Source organism: Streptomyces sp. NPDC008092, from assembly GCF_042957285.1.
GTDB lineage: Bacteria > Actinomycetota > Actinomycetes > Streptomycetales > Streptomycetaceae > Streptomyces.
In genome coordinates, this window is record NZ_JBIBHY010000007.1 from 315,170 (window position 1) to 334,180 (window position 19,011).

At 71.7% G+C, this 19,011-nt stretch carries 13 protein-coding genes; all 13 read right to left on the reverse strand.

All coding sequences use genetic code 11. From position 1 onward, the window contains the following. Window positions 1–58: 58 nt before the first annotated feature. The 13 genes from ACFZB3_RS24470 to ACFZB3_RS24530 all read right to left on the reverse strand — a co-directional run bounded on the left by ACFZB3_RS24470 (window position 59) and on the right by ACFZB3_RS24530 (window position 18,952). The gene (locus tag ACFZB3_RS24470; RefSeq protein ID WP_391378417.1) at window positions 59–5,143 is read right to left on the reverse strand and encodes an SAV_2336 N-terminal domain-related protein; all 5,085 of its coding nucleotides are present in this window, start codon (window positions 5,141–5,143) and stop codon (window positions 59–61) included. A 58-nt stretch (window positions 5,144–5,201) separates the two neighbouring features. Then, the gene (locus tag ACFZB3_RS24475) at window positions 5,202–6,242 is read right to left on the reverse strand and encodes an AAA family ATPase (protein WP_391378419.1); all 1,041 of its coding nucleotides are present in this window, start codon (window positions 6,240–6,242) and stop codon (window positions 5,202–5,204) included. Window positions 6,243–6,276: 34 nt separating this feature from the next. Beyond that, entirely contained in the window at window positions 6,277–7,980 is a 1,704-nt protein-coding gene (locus ACFZB3_RS24480; protein ID WP_391378421.1) for a trypsin-like peptidase domain-containing protein, read from the reverse strand. Continuing rightward, the gene (locus ACFZB3_RS24485) at window positions 7,977–8,327 is read right to left on the reverse strand and encodes a CU044_2847 family protein (RefSeq protein ID WP_391378423.1); all 351 of its coding nucleotides are present in this window, start codon (window positions 8,325–8,327) and stop codon (window positions 7,977–7,979) included. Before ACFZB3_RS24485 ends, ACFZB3_RS24480 begins: the two co-directional genes overlap by 4 nt. Before the next feature lie 571 nt (window positions 8,328–8,898). After that, window positions 8,899–9,684, reverse strand: coding sequence for a hypothetical protein (locus ACFZB3_RS24490; RefSeq protein WP_391378425.1), 786 nt, complete (start codon window positions 9,682–9,684; stop codon window positions 8,899–8,901). Between the two features lie 43 nt (window positions 9,685–9,727). Then, complete coding sequence (locus tag ACFZB3_RS24495) at window positions 9,728–10,894, reverse strand: cytochrome P450 (RefSeq protein ID WP_391378426.1); 1,167 nt, start codon at window positions 10,892–10,894, stop codon at window positions 9,728–9,730. 64 nt (window positions 10,895–10,958) lie between these two features. After that, the gene (locus ACFZB3_RS24500) at window positions 10,959–11,696 is read right to left on the reverse strand and encodes a phytanoyl-CoA dioxygenase family protein (RefSeq protein WP_391378428.1); all 738 of its coding nucleotides are present in this window, start codon (window positions 11,694–11,696) and stop codon (window positions 10,959–10,961) included. Continuing rightward, a complete protein-coding gene (locus ACFZB3_RS24505) occupies window positions 11,693–12,376 on the reverse strand; it encodes a phytanoyl-CoA dioxygenase family protein (protein ID WP_391378430.1) in 684 nt (227 codons plus the stop codon). The genes ACFZB3_RS24500 and ACFZB3_RS24505 overlap by 4 nt, the downstream gene beginning before the upstream one ends. After that, window positions 12,363–13,172: an aldo/keto reductase gene (locus ACFZB3_RS24510; protein WP_391378432.1), complete on the reverse strand. Its 810-nt coding sequence runs from the start codon at window positions 13,170–13,172 to the stop codon at window positions 12,363–12,365. Before ACFZB3_RS24510 ends, ACFZB3_RS24505 begins: the two co-directional genes overlap by 14 nt. A gap of 7 nt (window positions 13,173–13,179) precedes the next feature. Then, complete coding sequence (locus ACFZB3_RS24515) at window positions 13,180–14,040, reverse strand: radical SAM protein (RefSeq protein ID WP_391378434.1); 861 nt, start codon at window positions 14,038–14,040, stop codon at window positions 13,180–13,182. Then, window positions 14,037–15,218, reverse strand: coding sequence for a radical SAM protein (locus ACFZB3_RS24520; protein ID WP_391378436.1), 1,182 nt, complete (start codon window positions 15,216–15,218; stop codon window positions 14,037–14,039). The genes ACFZB3_RS24515 and ACFZB3_RS24520 overlap by 4 nt, the downstream gene beginning before the upstream one ends. A gap of 224 nt (window positions 15,219–15,442) precedes the next feature. Beyond that, window positions 15,443–15,793 (reverse strand): hypothetical protein, encoded by a 351-nt coding sequence (locus tag ACFZB3_RS24525; RefSeq protein WP_391378439.1) that lies wholly within the window; start codon window positions 15,791–15,793, stop codon window positions 15,443–15,445. A 204-nt stretch (window positions 15,794–15,997) separates the two neighbouring features. Continuing rightward, window positions 15,998–18,952, reverse strand: coding sequence for a BTAD domain-containing putative transcriptional regulator (locus tag ACFZB3_RS24530; RefSeq protein WP_391378442.1), 2,955 nt, complete (start codon window positions 18,950–18,952; stop codon window positions 15,998–16,000). Window positions 18,953–19,011: the final 59 nt, after the last annotated feature.

The window sequence follows — 19,011 nt, forward strand, 5'->3', positions numbered from 1 at the left end:
GGAACCGGAACGACGCGATGCGGTCGGCAGACTGTGGCCCCGTGTGCATCGGGCCCGTTCAGGCAGACGGCCGTCGACGGCGGTGGGCCGCCCACTGTTCGGCGAGTTGGCTGCGGCGGGGGGCGTCCAGGAACTGTGCGGTCCGCTGGATCCATTCCCACAGGACGTTCTCGGCCTGGTGGACATCGGGCGTGGGATAGGAGCGGTCGGCCGACAGGACCCGCATCGCGTAGTCGAGTACGAGTCCGAGCGCGTCGCCGGCCCGTATGGGCTCGTAGAGCATCCCGAGGCCGTCCCGCCAGCCACGCGGGCCGGGGGCGAGGCGGGACGGGAAGAGGTCGGGCAGGGCGTCCAGGATGCGGAGCAACTGGTCGCCGTCGGCAGGAGGCGGCAGGGCGGCGAGTCGGCCCAGCAGGTCCGTGCGCTCGTGCGCGGTGAGCACCCCGCCGGGCCGCACACCCAGCCTGCTCTGGACATCGGTCCAGGTGGAGCGCGCGGTCGTGAGGTCGCGCTGTCGGTCCTGGTGGTAGCGGTCGTGGGCGTGGAACACCGTCTGGTAGAGGTCGTCGCCCGCCGCCACGGGCAACTTCCGCAGCTGTTCGATCCCCGTGGACGTGCCGCCCCGCCCGTGGGTCGCGCGCGACTTCAGGATGCCGACGACCTCGCCGCGTACCGGATCGAGTACGGGCCCGCCCGCGACACCGGGGGGAAGGTCGTTGCCCCCCAGCCGCAGTTGTGCGCCCGTGGACCAGCTGCCGATGGTGCCCTCGACGGACAGCGCCCCGTCCAGGATGTTCAACTGCCCTCCGAGCACGGTCCAGCCGGCGTAGTGCACCCTGCCTTCGCCGTAGTTGGGCTGGGCGCGTTCCGAGACGTACACGCAGTCGTGCTCGACGGGTTCGGCCAGCCGCACGAGCGCGAGATCCGGGGCCGGCCAGGACCCGGTCCCGGGTTGCTTGACGCTGTCCGGGAGCGCGACCACGACCCTGCCGGTCACCGTGGACGGGGCGCGGCCCGGTGCGGTCCTGTGGACCACCGCCACTTCGCCGCCTTCCCCGGCGCATGCCACGTGGGCGCAGGTCAGCACCCAGTTCGGCGCGATGAAGAAGCCGCTTCCGAGGAAGGTCCCGGGCCCGTCCGGGCCGGCTTCGGCCGATGGGCGGTGGATACGTACGGTTGCCGCCAGGGCGAGCTCGCGCAGCGCGCGGTGGGCGGCGTCGGACGGCTGGGACAGGTACGGGGAGCCTTGTCGCGCGTGTGTATCGTCCCGCCGTACCAGGCTGACCGAGCAGGTCACCGCCAGTCCCGGCACCGGCCAGTCGCGCAGTCCGGCGTGCACGGCGTGCTGGGCCGCGATCACGTCCTCGGGCGGATGGCGGCGGGTGATCCGGGCCGCCTCCTTGGAGAGGTGCTCGAACAGGACACCGGTAACGTAGGCGAACCCGCCGTTGACGAAGGCGACCGGATCGACGACGTTCCAGGTCAGCTCGACCGAGGCGGTGAAGGGCGGACCGTCGGAACTGGGCAGGGACATCGAAGTGCCGTCACGGTGGTCGGTGAGGTCGACCTCGTAGTACCTCGTGGACGGGGCCGGCGGCGCGCCGGAGGGCGGCATGAGGACCGGCCGGCCGTGGTCCGGGACGAGCACGATGGCCTTGACGCCGGGTTCGGGCAGGCAGTCCCGGGCGGGGGCGTGGGTCACGAGGGGGCCGGTGAACAGTTCGCCGTGGACGGGCTCGGGCTCCGGGGGCAGCAGGGGCAGCTGCCGGTACCAGGCGAGGGGCGCGGCCGACGGTGATCCCCCCGGCAAGGGGTCGAAGCGGGACTCCGCGGAGGCGGCCGGGCCGGCCTCGTACTGCGCGTACAGCACGGGGGAGACGACGACCAGGGCGTTCGTGCCCGTCATCGCCGGAGCGTCATGAACCTCGGCCGGTACGACCGGGGTGTGCCAGAACGTCACTCGGATCAGGCCGGACTCCGCCGCCTCCGCGAGAGCCTCGGGTACCTCCCGCAGCAGCGCCGTCAGGACCGGCAGCACGTCGGTCCCGGGTTCGGTGAGGAAGACCTGGCCGTTGTCGCGCGCCGACACCTCGTAGTCATGGGGTTCGAGCCCGCCGAGGGCGAGCAGCCGGGTCGCCTCGCGGCCGAGCTGGCTGCGGGCCTGCTGACTGCTGCTCCCCCCCTCGGCCCGGAAGACGATCGTGGCCCGGAGCGCCTCCCGGCCGGTGCGCAGTTCCCGGTGGAGGTCGTCGAGCGCGGGGTCGACCGGCTCGCGGCGGCGCTGCCGGAGTTCCGCATAGGACTCGTACGATTCCACGGCCTCCGTGATCCGGCCCAGTTCCCGGAGCGCCGTCATGTGCAGGCGGCGCAGGTCCGCCCGGAGCGGGTGCTCGCGCAGTAGGGCTTCGAGATCGGTGGTGGCGCGCTCGAAGTCACCGAGCAGCAGGTCGAGTTCGGCGGCGGCGACATGCAGTGACATGCGCAGCTCGGCCAGCCGGGCGCGGGTGGCGTCGGCGGCGGGGCCCGGGATGCCCGCGAGCGGATCGCCGTACCAGAGGCCCAGGGCCGTCCTGACGCGCTCGGCGCGGGCGCCGGCGTCGTCGTCCGTGCGCCAGTCGGTGAGCAGTTCCTCACAGTGGCGTGCGTCGATGTAGGCGCCCGGCACGTGCAGCGCGTAGCCGTCCGGGAGGGCCGCGAGGGTGCCGGGGCCCAGGCGGCTCAGAGTCTGGTCGGCCAGTAGATCGATGCGTCGTACTGCCTCGTCGGATGGGGGCGGTTCCTCCCACAGGCCGTCGGCCAGCTCCTGGTAGGTCACGCGTCGGCCGTCCCTGAGGAGCAGCATGCACAGCAGTGCCTGGGCTTCGGAGACCGGCACGGTGATCCCGGGCTCGGCGGGGAGAAGGCCGACCCGCAGCGGGCCGAGCAGGTGGAAACTCCAGCTGTCGGCGTCGTGGGAGGCGGCGAGCGCCTCGGCCGCCTCCAGTGCCGTCAGCTCCCCGTCGGCGATCCGGGCCCGGTGCCGTCCGTACTCGGCCGGGGCCGTCACCTGCCGGGCCAACTCCCTCAGAAATGCGCTGAGTTCGTCGAAGTCCGCCGCGGTGCCGCCAGGCGCCGACGCCTCGTCCACTTCGAACCGGCTGATCATCACGGTCCCGTCGGGACGCAGCAGCAGGCCGTCCGTGCCGCTCTGTCCGCGGACGAGACCGCGTGCGTGCAGGGCGTGCAGTCCGGACACCACGTGCGAGGCGAGGCGGGCGAACAGCCCGAACGGCACCTCCGGCCCGCTGCCCCGGCGCAGTTCCGTGAGCGTCACCCCGTCCACGAACTCCGTGACCAGAAAAGGGGTTTCACCTTCCATCCCGTAGTCCAGGACGCGCACCACATGGCGATTGTCGATCTCGGTGAGTACCTGCGCCACGCGCAGAAACCGTTCCCGTGGCGCGGCCCGCTCCGGATACAGGTGCACAGCCACGGTCCGGGAGGTCCGCACGTCCACGGCCTCGCGCACTCGTCGCCCGGCTCCCCGCGGCCCCACCAGCCGGTACCGCCCGCCGACCAGCCGGTGCCGTTCGTCCTCGGTACCGCCGAGCCTGGTCACCGTCTCGGGGGTCACCGTCGCGAACTCCGTACCGGACGGCCCGCGGTGCCCCGCCTCGGCCCGGAACTCCCCGGCCGCCAGGCCCGCCCGCTCGTCGATCAACCCGCCGACCCGGGCCAGGAGTTCGCGCGAGCGGCTGCGAGCCGTGCGGGGCAGGGAGCGCAGGAGCAGTTCGCGTACGCCCGGCCGGAAGTCGTACGTACCCGCAGGCCCGGGGACGGCGGTGAGCATGCCGCTGACGACGACCTCGGCCAGATGTTGCGGGCGGGGGTCGTGCAGCAGGGTGTGCTGGACGAGGCGCATGACCGGCACCGAGGGGACGGCCAGCGCGAGATGGCCGGCGAGCCGGAAGGCTTCCGGGGAGGCGGTCGCACGGAAGTGCAGGACCAGGTCCTGCGGAGACAACGACGCGATGTCGGGCACGAGTTCGGGGGACGGCACGGGGGTCGGACGCAGCCAGGCCGCCGCTCCGGGCGTGCGGCCCCCGCCGGGGTCGGCGACCAGTGAGGCCCAGTTCGCCAGCCAGCCGGGCCCCGGCTCCAGGACGGGGAGGGGGAGGGCTCCGCGTGGCGTGGGCGGGGCGTCCGGGTCGTACGGGGTGAAGGCGAGGGCGCCGGTCGGGGCGGCCGGCGCCGGAGCCGTGAGGAGGCCGGGCGTGGCGGGCAGGGCGGTCGTGGCCCACAGGTGCTCGGGCAGCGGCTGTACTACGGCCAGGGGCATCCGGCCGGCCCAGGCGCGCAGGGTGCCGTACCAGAGTCTTCCCGCCCGCCCCGGCCGCCACTGCGGGCCCATGCAGTCGCTGAGGACGAGGGTGACCGTGCGGCCGTCGGCTGGCGCGGGGACGTGCGGGGCGCGGCCGTCGGGGGTGGCCGGATGCAGGGTGACCGTGCGGAAGAAGCCGGACTGGGCCAGGGCGGTGTGCAGTTCGCGCACCAAGGGATGCCAGACGGGCATGGTGGGGCCGGTGTCGTGTACCAGGTTCAGGCGCAGCCAGCGTTCGGGGGCCGGGCGCAGGACGGGCAGCCACACCTCGGGAAGTGCCCCGAGCCGGGCGATCCGGTCCGCCGTCGCGCGTTCGTCCAGCACCCGGGCGCGGGGTGAGGGCACCTTGCGTTTGAGGGGGCGCAGAGCACGCTGCAGCGCGAGGGGCCGGTGCAGCATCGGTGGCGCGGGGGCGAGCAGGGAGCGGCGGTCGTCGGAGGCCGTCGAGGCCGGTGGGGGTGCGTGCAGGGGAACCCGGTCGGTGTCCTGCGGGGTGGCGGGGACGTCGTGCGTCGGCGACTCCGTACGCGGTGGCGCGGCGCCGGGGGTGGCCCGATCCGGTGGCAGCCCGGCCGGCGTGTCCGGCCCGGTCGGTGCCTCCTGCCGGATCGGGCCCAACTGGCGTGCCAACCAGAGCAGTTCGGCGAGTTCCCGGGGTGTCGGGGGTTCCCCGGCGGAGGCCGCGGGGTCGGCCTCCGCGGCAGCGGCCAGTACGGCGGCCAGGTGGGCGAGGGGCCGGGCATCGTCGGGCCGGCGGGGCCCGCCGGGTCCGGCCGTTGCCACCTCACCGCTCGCCGCCGCAGGCTCTTGAGGCGCTCCGGGCTCTCCCGGTCCTTCCGGATCAGAGGCCATCGTCGTCCGCCGCCGCGCTGAGGTACGGCATCAGCTGTTCGGCCAGTTGCTCGCGGGACACGGCGTCCAGACCGGCCACGCCGGTGAGGTAGATGGCGTTCAGGAGCTGGTCGGTGGCGAGCTCTCCGCTGCCGGAACGATCCAGGAACGCCCGGATGAGGGACACCGCCTGGTCGTCCGGATCACCGAGATGGGAGCGGACGATCTCGGTGAGCTGGTCCCGGCCGGGCCGGCGCAGCTTCAGCCGGACGCAGCGGCGCAGGAAGGCGGGCGGGAACTCGCGCTCGCCGTTGCTGGTGAGGACGACGAAGGGGAAGGCGCGGCAGCGGACCCGGCCGCGCGTGATCGAGACCGGGGTGTCCGTGCCGTCCACCAGGACCCGCGCCATGCCGCCGGCACCCGAGTGGCGGGCCGCGCGGACCAGCTCCGGGATCTCGTACTGGCCCTCCTCCAGGACGTTCAGCAGGTCGTTGGGCAGGTCGAGGTCACTCTTGTCGATCTCGTCGATGAGCAGGGCGCGGGGCCGGTCGTGGGGGAGCAGCGCAGTGCCGAGCGGGCCCAGCCGCAGGTGCTCCTCGACCGCACCCATGGCCCGTCGGCCGTCGTGTTCCGGGCCCTCGCCGTCGGCGCCGGGACGTACCGCGTACAGCCGGGACAGCGGGTCGTACCGGTAGAGGGCGTCGGCGAGGCTGCTGCGGCTGGTGATGTTCCAGCGCAGCACCGGACCCAGGCCCAGCTCGCGTGCCACGGCGTACGCCAGGGAGGACTTGCCGGTACCGGGCGGGCCGGTGACCAGCAGCGGGCGGCGCAGGCACAGCGCGGCGTTGACCAGCTGGACGCTCTCCGGGGTGGCGACGTAGGTACGGGCGCGGTGGACCCGGTCCGGGGAGACGGCCGCCTCGTCGTCGGTGTCGCCGGGCGCGGGCAGTACGGGGCCGCCGTCGAAGGCACGCCAGGGCGGCGGTGCGGGCAACTGCCCGATTCCGTCGTGCGGTTCGCTGCTGCCGGTGTAGACGGACCAGTGCGGCATGGGTTGTCTCCGGTTCCGGATCTCCGAGGCGGGTTCAGGCCACGGGGGATCGGCTGTGGATGGCGGCTGCGAGCGAGTCGGTGAACCAGCGCGGGTCGTCCCAGAGCAGCTGGATGTCCCGGGCCCAGTGTCCGCCCGGGGCGTCCGTCGCGTAGGCGGCGCGGCGCAGTTCCCGGACGTGACGCGGCAGTTCGGAGGGCGGCACCTGGGCGATCCAGTCCCCGCACCGGTCCAGGAACGCCGTACCGGTGCAGCCGTCCGCGCCCGGGCAAGGGCCCTCCTCCGCGGTGTCCCCCGGGCCGCAGCCGCTGCGCGACCATGCGATGACCGGGGCCGGCGTGGTCACGGAGCAGGCGAAGTGGTCGCGGGTGCGGGCAGTGCGCGGGGTCGTGGCAAAACCCGCGCAACAGGAGTCCGGGTCCCACAGTCTGAGCTGGAGCTGCCGGGGGCTCAACCGCCCGTCGCACGACACGGGTTCCATCCGGGAGCCGGTGCGGGTGGCGAGCCGGCCCCAGGCCTGGGTCAGGGCGTGCCGGACCGTCGGAACGCGGCGCGCGTGGTCGGTGACGACGAGGGGGTGGACACAGCCGAGTGGAGTGTCGTTCTCGGGGCCGCTCGGCCAGGTGTCGACGGGCCAGTCGAGCCAGTCGCGCGGTAGTGAGAACGCGATCAACTCGTCCGCTCCGGGCGCCAGATGGAGAATGGCCGTCTGAAGGCGATCATGGACGTACGTGCGCAGCCGGGACTGCGGCACCGTGTCCGAGGCGACCGGATGGCGGCGCCCGTCGCTGAACGCCGACACCTCGACGCACACCTCGCCGTCACCCGCGCCGCTGCGCCCGAACTCGAAGAGTATCGAGGACCAGTCGGTCCGGGGCTGCGCTTCGCCTGCGCCGAGCCGGGCCTCCAGCTGGTCTGCGAACCGGGCCACGGTGTCCGTGGAATGCTGGACGTCGAGTTCGTCCAGCACGAAACGCGCGGCGGCCTCCAGCGAGTCGAACCCCTCCTGAGGCACCGGCGGGTCGTACGGACCCGCCGCGCCGTTGTACAGGCGCACCGGGTCGTGCTTCAGGCCCCTGCGGGCCGCCCTCTCGACCAGCTCGTGCAGCCGCGCTCGTTCGGCGACCGCCCGGCGCGACGCGGTGACCAGGCTCTGGAGGTCGGGCCAGTAGCGGGTCATGACCTGGGTGGGCAGCATCCGGCCGACCCTCACGTCCCTCTCGCCCGCGATCGCCGAGACCATTCCGACCACCCGGCCGTCGTCCAGGGCCAGCGCCGCCCCACTGAAACCGGCGGCGAGCGGCTGCCCGTGCCCCGTGACGGCCTCCAGTTCCACCCACTCGCCGGCGATCCGCGTGCGCGACACCGCCTGGTACCGGGCGAGCGTGCCCTCGTCGTAGCCGACCGGGAAGCCGTAGGCGACCAGCACGGGTGTGGGGGAGGTGTGCTCGGTCCCCGGCGGGGCGAACACGGCCGGGGCCAGCGGGACTTCGCGGTCCAGTTCCAGTACGGCGAGGTCGCCGGGGTCGGCGGCACCCCCGGCCCAGCTGCCGCGTACCTCCACGGTGGCGGGCAGCGCGCCGAGTTCCCTGCGGTGCGGGAAGGAGACGGTCACTTCCGCGGTCCCGCTCTGTCTGACGACATGCGCGCAGGTCAGCACGCGGCGCGCGGCGACCAGGAATCCCGCGCCGACCTCGTTCCCGCACTCGATCCGGGCGTGCCAGGCAGGGCCGCTCATGACTGGCCGGAGGCCGCCGACGCCGGCCGGGACGGCTCCGGCGACCAGCTCAGCTTCACCACCAGATGGCCCTCCGCCGTCCCCTTCGCGATGACAGCGCCCGCCTCGGCACTGAGTTTCACCCCGAACTCCAGCTCCACGGAGTCCGGTTTGAGCGAGCCGTCCCGGAAGACCCGCAGCGCGGACTCGGCCGCCGCCCGCACCCCGTCCAGGGCGCTTTCGAAAGTGCGTGTGGCCTGGGCCGGCGCACCGCCGCGGGAAACCAACCGGGCGCCGGTCACGCTCTCCACGCCCTCCACGACGACCTGGGCGCCCTCCTCGGTTCTGAACTCCATCAACCCGTCCATGGCGCCGCGCTCCCCCGTGATCCCGTACCTGGCAGAACGCCATTGTTCCGGACGGTGCTCGGCCATGTCCCGGGTTCGGACGTCCTCGGTCCGCCGCGGCGGCGGGAACCTGCCGGGGCAGGACCGCGCGTGCGCGGCGCGCGGATCCGGTTCGGCGCAGGTGCTCCACACCGTCGAGGCGGCCGCCGGGGCGCAGGACACCCTGGAGGGGGGCGTGTTGACGATGGCACCGCCGGCCGGGACGCCGAGCCGATCGGCAGGTCGAATACCGCCGCCCACAGCGAGGAGGCCACAGCCACCGCCTGCGGAGTTGCCGATCACGCCCGCCACACCGAACCCGGACAGCAGCGAACCCTGCCGACCGCCGGGACGTGGGCGACCGCTCAGGTCGGGTGCCCGGCCGGCGGGTGGTCGGCACCCCGGGTCGCCCGCTCGGGTTCCGGTGCAGGGCCCACGGACCTCGGCAGCGGCGCGCGGACGGTCCGCGTCCGGCGCCGTCAGCTCCTCGTCGGCACCGGACGGCCCGGCCGGCGACGGCCGAGCCGCACCCGTGACTGCCCGCCGCCGGCGATCAGTAACGCGTGTTCCGCAGGTCGGTCAGCCACGCCTGTTCGGGGTGTCGGTCCCAGTGCCGGCGCAGGGCGGTCTCCCGCATGGCGTAGTCGCCTTGGTGGGTCAGGCCGCCGTGGGAGAGGGTCACGCTCATGCTCAGGGGCGACTCACCGGTCACCCAGTGCGGTGTGAGGAAGTGGCTCCACAGCAGGTCGCCGGGCTCCATCCGCGCGTCCTGCCGGTCCGCGTCGTCGTGGGGCGGCGGGTCTTCGGCCGTGAAGTCGCCGCTGATCGCGGCGTCCGCGGGGACCGCGCTGTCGGGGTCGAGGTAGCTGTGGAAGGTCTTGACCCCCTCGACCTGCCACACCAGACCGTGCGACTGGTCGGCGTGATAGGTGGAACTGCCGCCGGGGCCGGAGATGAACAGGTCGGGCGCACAGCGCTGCCAGGTGTATCCCTGGGCCGACAGGAACGTCCGCCAGGGGACCATCACCTGCTCGTGGAAACCGCGCAGGACGCCGTCGTACAGGCGGGAGAGGTTGAAGTGCGCGAGCCGGAACGGCCAGGTGGCGACCTCTTCGACGGGTGCGCGCTTGAAGGACATCGTCCTGGCCGTCCGAACGGCCGGGTTGTCCGCGCCGAGAAGCGTCACGCGCGCCTCGTCGTCCCGCCGGACGACGTCCAGGACCTCCAGGGCGCTGGGGAAGGTGAAGTCCGGCCGGTAGAGCTCGTGGCTGATGCGGAAGTTGGGAGGCGCCGTCCAGGCTTCCCTGAACTCGCCGATTGTTGTGATCGTCTTGGGCATCGATGTCCTTGGTGGTGAGTGTCCGGCCGTCGCCCGGCTTGCCTCAGGTGCCCTGCGCGAGCACGACGTCGTGGGCGAAGCGCCCCCCGAAGTCCGTGTTCCACACGGCCCTCAGCGGCGGCAGCGCCTCCAGTACCCCTGCCGTGGCGAGTCCGAGCACCATCTCTCTCATGACCTGCCGGGTCAGGGCGGCCCCCAGGCACGCGTGCCGGCCGCGCCCGAACGCGACGTGGCGAGCCCCGGTCCTGTCGAGACGGAACGTGCCCGGGTCCGCGAACCTCCTCGGGTCGCGGTTGGCCGCCACGAGTACGAGGACCACGCGCGACTCGGCCCGTACGGTGTGGCCGTGCAGGCGCAGATCGGTCAGTGCGCGTCGCATGGCCAGGTGGAAGGGGGTGACCAGCCGCAGCGCCTCGTCGCAGGCCGCGTCGATGTCCGCCCCGAGGTCGAGCGCGGCGCCCGCCGGCCCGGTCACCGCCTCCAGCAGGCCCGCGACGGCCGCCGCGGTGGGTTCCAGCGCTCCGCTGACGAGTTGGGCGTACACCGCGGTGGCGTCCACGAGGTCCAGTGTCCCGTCGGACAGGGAGCGGCTCAGCGCCGAGGCGAGGACCCCCCGCGGCGCCTCGCAGCGCCGCGCGACGAGTCCGGTCAGCTCGTCGAGCGCCTCCTCCGCACGGAGGCCGGCCGCGGGGTCGTACGTCTCGACCGAGCCGAAGCCCAGAATCCGGGTGGCACAGTCCGCGAGCTGGGCCAGGGCCTCCGGCGGTTCGTCGAGCAAGGAGGCGAGACCGGCCGCCAGGGCCGGCCTGACCACAGTGGCGAACAGCCGGTCGGGCGCCACCGCAGGGCTCGTCGCCGCGATCGAATCCGCCGTGGCGGCGGCCGTCCGCGCGACGGTGGCGGGTGTGAACAGCGGGAGGAGCAGGCGTCTCATACCGGTGTGCCGCGGCGGGTCGGAGAACACCGGCCAGCGGTCGATGAACTCCGTCACCCGCCAGTACGTCTTCTGCTGCTCCTCCGTCAGGCCGGGCGGGCAGTATGTCTCCACCTGCGCGCCGAGCCGCGGGTCCCGAAGCAGTTCGTACACGTCGTCGTACCGCGTGATGTACCAGGTGTTCGAGCTCTCGTCCCGTTCCATGCCGCGCGACTCGCGTATTTCGTCGAACCACTCGATGGGCGCCACTTCCCGGTCCGCCTGAATCTGCGTCACCCCGGTCTCCGCCTCTCCGTCGTCGCGTCGTCCATTCCGAACCGCCCTTTTCCGCCCGTCTGTTTCAGAAGCCGGAGAGACGGGCGGAATCCCGCAGCCCCGACCGGTCGGCGGCCAGACAGTCGCTCAGCTCCTGCCGTGCTTCGTCCGATTCCGGCACGGAGGCGAACGTGGTGGTGATCTGCCGTCGTCCGGCGGCGCCGCCGAACGACGCATGGTAGGAATACGGGTCGAAGGCGACCAGGTCACCTGGTGCGGACTCGATGGTGAAGGCCGGCACCTCCGTCGGCTCCATGCCGAGGAACCGGACCGGATCCGCCATCTCCGCGGCGAACCTGTCCCAGCTTCCGCCGCGCCGGTGCGTGCCCGGGATGATCCGCAGGGCTCCGGTGCGGGCGGAGAGCGGTTCGAGGAACTGGACGATCTCGATCAGCCGGAGAGCGCGGTGGCCGCCCTCCCGCTGCCAGCCGACGGCACCGTCGTGGCGCACCCCGGCGCTGCCGACGTAGACCACGTCCGTGCCCAGCAGCCGCCGCGCGAGCCGGGGGCACCGGTCCTCTGCCAGCAGTGCCTCCTGGAGCACTTCGCTGCGCTCGGCGATACGGCTGACGCCCGCACCTCCCTCCCGGCCGGCCGGGGAGGGATTCTCGAAGACCTCGGCGAAGACCTCCGCGAAGACCTCTTCGAAGGCGTCGGTGATGGCCGGTGCGACGTCGTCCTGCACCTCACGCAGGTGCACGAAACCGAACGTCCTGAAGCGCGTGACCTCGGCAGCGGAAACCGACAAAGGGGCGAGCCTCATCCGATCAGCACCGATCCCGAGACGTAGCGGTTGAGGAAATAGCGACGCGTGTCGAGTTGCTCGGCCTCGGTCACCGGTTCGCCGACGCAGTTGAACGCCAACTGCCGTCGGATGTCACCGTTCCACGCCGCGTGCATGACGTTCGTGTCGAACACGATGACGTCGCCGGGCCGGGATTCGACCACCACGGCCGGAACGTCCCCGCCGGAGAGGCCGAGGTCCTCCCGGTGTCTGATCACCTGCCGGGTCGGGTCCCCCAGCCAGCCGTTGTCGGCCCGGTGCGATCCGGGCAGGAAGCGCAGCGCACCGGTGTCGTGCGCGGTCGCGTCGAGGTACAGCACGAAGCGCAGGAACGGCGTGTTGTAGAACCCGTCCGAGTGCCAGTACGAGTCACCGACGAGGGCGTTGGCGTCGCTGGTGATGACCTGGTTGTCCCGCCCGAAGTACGCCCCGCAGACTCCGCGTACCCACGCCGACCGGGAGATCAGCCCGAGTTCGGGCATCTCGGTGAGGATGTCGAACCTGGTCACCCGCTCGTTCGGCTTGCCGTCGCCAGGCAGGTCGATCAGTTCGTCGAAGCCGCGTTCCAGGGCCGGGACAGCGTCCGCAGCGGCCTGCCGGAGGTGGGCGAAGCCGAACACCTTGAGCTGCCGGGACACTTCGGCATCACGGAGCGGCATGGAGCCCCCCGACAGGAGCGTGCGGACCGGAGGACGACCAACGGACCGCCCCTGCCTCGTAGTCGGCCAGCTGCGCCCCGGTCCGCGGACCGACGACGACGGCTTCCGGGGCGTAGATCTCGTGGATCTCGGCGATTCTGGCGGCGATCGACTCCGCCCTGCGCTCCGCCGGCACGTCGTGCAGCCGACGGCCGCCCGAGAAGAGACTGCGGACCACGAGGCGGTAGTCGGCGAGCAGCCGGATCGTGCTCGTGTCCTCGGGATCCAGCTGGTCCGCCTCGCACATGACCAGGCTGCCGGCGGGCAGTCTGCCGACGAGCTGCGGCAGGGTCACCTCCGGCAGCAGCACACTCACGCCGACGAGGTCCGCCTGGCCGGTCTTCGAGCAATGCCTGGCGAACGCGGCGAAGTCGATGTCCGAGACCCGCTTCGGCTCCGGATTGTGCACGAAGGCGACCTCGACATGATCGCGCCTCAGCCGCTGGAGGCTTCCCTGCAGCGACTTGGCCAGCCCCGCGACGCTGTAGTCCAGGGTGGGCAGGGCCGTGGTGGTGTCGACCCCGGCTTTCGTCCACACCGCGGCGTCGCCGGGAAGGCAGGCCCCGAGGTCTTCCTCCGCTTTCCCGCGGGCGTACACGGGGGAGGTGTCGAAGGTGGTGAACCCCCGCGCGATCGCGCCCTCGACGAACTCCCGGCCGTCGTGCGTGTCACGGCCGAGCACCATCAGGCCGTTGAAGGACCCGGAGCAGCGCATGGTGCCGATCACAACGCTCGGCCGATCCTGCATCGTGTTCATGGACGCCTCATCCCTGGTGGCTTTCCGAACGGCAGATCGCCATGCAGGCGAGACTCGTCCTGGGTGGTTCGCAGAATGACTGCTCAAGGGCGTCGGCGATCTCCTGCCGGGGCGCGAAGACCGACACCTGACCCGACTTGTCGTACGGACAGCGGCGCAGAAAACCGTCGGCGGACAGGTACAGCCGCGCGGACTCGCAGGAGCGTACGACCGGGCCCCGCAACCAGGTCCGGTACTCCGACACCACTGTTCTCAGCTGTTCCGACATGCCGAAGAACGTGTCTATCAACGCCAGGTCGCGCTTCAGGTCGGGATTCTCGAACCGGAACGTCGGTGACGGGAGGAGCGGACTGACCTCGACCGGAACGTCGGCCGTCTCGACGACGGTGACGATCGACTTCAGGTCGTCCTCGTCCAGTTCGTAGGCGGTGACGTGCAGGCTGGCCCGGTGGTGCCCCAACGCCTCGAAGACGGGAGGTGTCGAGGAGATCGTCCGGCCGGTACGGCCCAGTTCGTCCGCCCGCCGGCTGTCGGCGGAGACGGTGACATGGCTGAGCATGCCGGCCACGTCGGCGAGCGCGTCGAGTCGCGGGCCGGTCCTGGCAGCCGTGACCACCGACGGACGAAAGCCGAACTGCAGTGCCACGCGCACGAGTTGGCGGAACTCGGGGTGATCGGTGGGCTCGCCGCCCGAGAGGCACAGCTCGTCGACCCCGACTTCACGGAGGCGCGACAGAGCCCGGGAGTACGCGTCGAGGCTCAGGACGTCGCGGCCGACGTCGGCCCGGAAGCAGAACCGGCAGTTCACCTCGCAGTTGTCGGCTGTCGAGATCAGCACCCCGCTGAGTGGTCCGAACCGATCGGTCACTGCAACCCCGTCTGGTCGGTGAGGGCGAGTTCGAGACCCACCCGGAAGAAGTCGCACATCTGCGAGTCGGGCTCGGGATTGTTCCGGAGCGAGACGTCGTTGCGGGACGGACCACCGCAGACGGCGGCAGCGGGGCACTCCCCGCACTCCTTCGACGGCAGCAGGTTCTTCGCGGCCCCCGCCAGCAGTTCGGGCTGCTCCCGGAGCCGGCTGATCGGGAAGACGAACGAGTCGTCGCGCCAGTTGAGGTCGAGGAGGGAGATCCGCCCGCGGGACAGCAGCGCGGCGTTGAGGCCGCCGTCCTGCTGGATGTGCTCGTACATCTTCGGCAGGCGGGTGTCCAGAGCCTGGTATATGCGGTCGAGCGAAGAGAACAGCATGGCACCGCGGGACAGGGCCAGCAGTCGCGAACGGAAGACCGCGCGGCACAGTGCCTCGCCGTCGACGTGCCAGCGACCCGAAATCGGAATCGGTGTGTTGACGTAGATGAAATTGATGCCGAGCGACAGCACGTACTCGACGGTGTCCGGCAGGTTGCCCACATTGGTCGGCGTCGGGGTGAGGTTGCAGCCCACGTACACGCCGGCCTCGATCAGCCGCTGGATGTTCCGGTGGATCCGTTCGTCGGCCGGCTTTCCCGAAAGCAGCAGGCGTTCGAGCTTGTTGTCGTCCGGAGTGCCGTCGAAGGACACGCCCACACCGTACTTGAACTCTTTGAAGTGTTCGATCATGGCGTCCTTCATCAGGACGCCATTGGTGACGACGGTGAACTGCACACGGCCGACGCCGTGTTTCTCGGCGAGTTCGAGAGCGTATTCGTCACCGTACTTCATGAGGTCGAACCGGGTGGTCGGCTCTCCGCCGAACCACTGGATCGTGACCTCCGGCTGGCCGGCGTTCTGCTCGAAGAGGTATTCGAGCCCCTCGCGGAGGTCGGGGATGGTGATGTCGTCGGCACCCGTGTTGGTGTCGACGAAGCAGTACGTGCAGGTCATGTTGCAGCGGTCGGTCACCACGATGCGGTACCCGCTGATCCGCGGCGGCTTTCCCGTCATGCCCAGTCCGCGGGCCCGGTCGAGGACGAGATCACGCTGCGGCGCGGCCGGCGGGTCCGGAGTGAAGCCCAACTGGCTCATCTCCGCCAGGATCCCGGGATCGTTGCCGCGGATCCGTTCCATCTCGTCAGCGGTAAGACTCGCGCTGCCCAGGGAGACGGGATCAAAGACAATGCCCTCCTTCCCCTGCGCGACAAGCAAATACTTGTTCCAGAGTCGATCGGCATCGTTCATCACGGTGACCTCCTAAAAAACGCGGAACCAGTCAGGCGTCGAAACGCGCACAGCGAGAAACCTGCTGCGGTGTCACCGCCGATCGCCGGTGACACCGCAGCAGAACGGGACCGTCAGTCCTCTTCCGCGATCTTGGCGGACTTCAGGACGTCCTGGACGATCTCGGTGTAGTGCTTCTTGAGGTGCTCGGTGTTCTCGGCCGTGGCGCCGTCGGCGAGGACGATGATGCCGGGCAGCGACGGGTTGGGTGCCATCAGGACGATGCCGGGCGGGTCAAGGCTGATCGCCATGACCGCGTCCTCGACCGGAACCCATTCGACCCGTTCCTTGACCGCATCCATCACGGTGACCTGCTTGGCCTTGATGTCTTCGCGCTCGCCGAACCATACGCCCGACTTCCCCCGTGACCCCACTGCGTCAGCGTAGATCAGGTGGTTGTCCTTCTGTTCGCGAGGTTTGGGCATGCAAACGCCTCCTATGAAAGGGCAGAATTCGGTCTGTGCTGCCTCGGAGCCTGATTACCGAGCGCTCTCCGGCTTTTTGCGCGCACATTCTGACCGCTAAAGGCGAGTGTTGCATGCCGGGATATAAACGCAGTCCATTCCCGGTATATTCGAATAGCGTCCCGGCAGCCTTTCACCGGTGACGCGGACCAGGCCGGTGATCCGTCAGAGCCCGCCCGGGGACACGGAGCGGTCCGCCAGGCGGTCCAGGATCCGGCCGACGTCGTTGGCATCGGGGAGCCCCAGACGGGCGAAGAGCGTCCGCGCCTTGTCCAGTTGGACACGGGCGGCGCCGGTCAGGCCGAGGTCGGCCTGGGCCTTGCCGAGCACCGTCAGGGCGTACGCGTGGTCCCGTACCGCTCCGATCTCCTCGCACCGGGCGACGGCCTCGGTGGCGTGCCGCACCGCCTCCTCGTACCGCCCCGTCCTGCGGAGCGTTTCGGCGAGCCGGTAGAGGGCGTGGGCCTCGCGTCCCCGGATGTCGGCCGACCGGCACACGGCGAGGCACTCGGTGTAGCGGGCGATGGCGTCACCGAACCGCTCCTCCTCGTGCAACGCCAGGGCCAGCACGTACAGCGCGTACGCGACCCCCGGAAGGTCGCCCATGGCACGCAGCACCGGCAGCGCGGCCTCGCAGGCCGCCGTCGCCTCGGTGGCCCGGCCGCTGCGCACCCGGGCGAGCGCCGCGTTGATCGTGGTCGCGGCCTCGCCGGAGCGGTGGCCCAGCACGCGGGCGAGCGCGATCGCCTCGTCGAAGCACACCACCGCCTCGCCGTACCGGCGCAGGAACATGACGGCCACCCCGAGGTTGTTCAGCGCCTGCCGGAGGATCACCGGGTCGTCCGTGTTCCGCGACGCGTCGACGGCAAGGCGCGCGTGCTCCTCGGTGTCGGCTGGCCGGGCAGCCTGCAACGCGATGTCGCTGCACAGGAACTGCGCCCGGCCGAAAGCCCGTTGATCGCCCCGCAGTTCCGCCTCCCGGGCCAGCTCCGACGCGGCCGACTGCAGCTCCTCGAACCGCACGTCGACGCAGAACGGACTGACCGCGATGAGCAGGTCCACGGCGGTCTGCAGCCGGCCGTCGTCCGGCTCCTGCGGCCGGCCGACGGTGCGCAGCGCGGCACGTGTCACCACGCCGATCTCGGCGATGACCCAGGACCGCGCCGCGTGGACGTCGGGGAACCGCAGCCCCTGCGATCGCAGCGGACCGAGCGAGTCGGCCACCGGGTCTCCCGGCACGGCGTGCGCGAACGCATTGCACGCGGTGGCCAGCAGGTGGTCGAGCAGTCTGCCGAAGGCCTGGTCGGTGTCGGTCCGGTGGCTGCTTCCCGCCCGTTGCGCGAAGACCCGGAGCAGGTCGTGGTAGCGGTAGCGACCCGGTTCGGGGGACTCCAGCATGGCGGCGTCCACCAGAGATTCCAGCAGCTCCTCCGCCGTCGCCTCGTCGGTCGCGAGCACGGCCGCGGCCACCGGCAGGCCGAAGTCCAGCGGACCCGCGACGGCGAGCAGCCGGAAGGCCCGGGCCTGCTGAGGCGGCAGCTGCCGGTAGCCGACCTCGAAGGCCGCGTGAATCGACACGTCGCCCACGCGCAGTTCCTCGATGCGGCGCCACTCGTCGGCGAGCCGGGCGGTCAGCGTCGCGACGGCCCACCGCGGCCGGGACGCCAGCTTGGAGGCCACGATCCGGATGGCCAGCGGCAGGAATCCGCAGAGCCGGAGCAGTTCGAGCGCCGACGCCCGCTCCGCCTCGACCCGTTCCCGCCCGATGACCGCGCTCAGCAGCGACAGGGCCTCGTCGGGCCGGAACGTGTCCACGCTGAGCTGCCTGGTGAGCGGCAGCCCGAAGAGCCGGGACCTGCCGGTGACGATGAGAGCGCAGCCGACCGATCCGGGCATCAGGTCCAGGACCTGCGACGCGTCCCGTGCGTTGTCCAGGACGATGAGGACTCTGCGGCCGTCCAGCATCGAACGGAACAGCTTGCAGCGGTCGTCGAGGGTGTCGGGCACGGCCTCGGCGGCGACGCCCAGGGACAGGAGGAACCCCGTCAGGACGATGGCGGGCTCGGCCGGGCTGTCGCCGTCCCCGCGCAGATCGGCGTAGAGCTGCCCGTCCGGGTAGGCGTGGCGCACGGCGTGGGCGGTGTGCAGGGCCAGCGAGGTCTTCCCGATCCCGCCCATCCCGGTGATCGCCACGACGGTCAGCGCCCGGCGTCCGGGCGTCGTCAGCAGGGTGCGGATGTCGCCGACGGCGTCGGCACGCCCGGCGAAGTCGGGCAGGTCGGGGGGAAGGTGCGCAGGCACCGGCAGCGCGTCCCGGTCCCGGGTGGTCGCCGCCGCGTCCGGCGTTGCCCTCTTCGGCTCGCCGGGCACCGCGGACTCCTCGACGGCCGCTATGGACAGGTTCGGGTCGTTCTCCAGGACCTGTCGGTAGACGGCGGTCAGTTCGGGCCCCGGGTCGATGCCCTGCTCCTCCAGCAGCAGCTTCCTGACACCGCTGAACACCGCGAGCGCGTCGGCCTGCCTGCCCGCCCCGTACAGCGCGCGCATCAGCAGGCCGTGCGGACGCTCGCGCAGCGGGTAGGTGGCGGTGAGGTCCGCCAGGTCGGGAATGACCTGGCGATGGCGGCCGAGGGCCAGGTCGAGATCGAAGCGCTCCTCCAGCAGGGCGATCCGCAGCTCCTCCAGCCGGTCGCGCTGGCGCATGGCGAAGGGTCCGGGTACGCCGGCCAGCGTCTCCCCCTGCCACATGCCGAGTGCGCGCGCCAGCAGGTCGCTCGCCTCCTTCACCCGCCCCGAGGCACGTGCCCGCGCCGCTTCACGGGTGAGTGACTCGGCCTGCCCCACGTCGAGCGCGGACGGCGGGACGACCAGCCGGTAGCCGTCCCCGACCGACACGAGCACACTCGGCGTGGCGCGGTCCGGTTCCAGGAGGCTTCGCAGCTGCCAGGCATAGGTGCGGATCGTGGTGGTGGCTCTGCTGGGTGGCGCGCCGCCCCATAACGCGTCGACCAGCTGTGCCTTGGACGCCGTATGGCCGGGCCGCAGCAGCAGAACCGCCAGCGCGGCGCGCAGTTGCGGCGGCCCGACATGCAGTTCGGCATCGCCCCGGTGAACACGCACTGCTCCGAGTACAGCAAAGCGAAGCTCCTCCGTCACGCCGCCCACGCCTTCCATGCCGC